The sequence below is a fragment of the Peribacillus sp. SIMBA_075 genome, assembly GCF_046534585.1.
This window is the reverse complement of sequence record NZ_JAWRYN010000301.1, coordinates 1-323: the sequence shown is the minus strand read 5'-3', so window position 1 is coordinate 323 and position 323 is coordinate 1. Positions and strand designations below refer to the sequence as shown.

The following is a 323-nucleotide window of genomic DNA, read 5'->3' as shown; positions in this document are numbered from 1 at the left end:
GTGTAAAACGCCCACGTATGCGTATCATTGATATTCATGATAAATTCGTTCGGGCATGTAAAAATGAAGGTATCATTGAAAATGAATATCCATTAAACACATACAATAAAGGCCTTAGATCCTTAGAGCGTTTTTTTAGAAAATTACAAAATGATCACTTTACCGAAATTGTATCTGCTAGGTTTGGTGTTGACGCCGGGCGTAGGGCAAAAAGAGTACCTTCGACATATCATTCAAAAAATATTATTACTCGCCCTTATCAACAAGTTCAGTTTGATGGTCACAAAATTGATGCCATATTTACAATTACATACACAACTCCA

General features: G+C 35.0%; 1 pseudogene. It reads left to right on the top strand.

The window, feature by feature from the left end:
• Positions 1 to 323: pseudogene (locus SB775_RS28325) on the top strand (hypothetical protein); the annotation flags it as partial.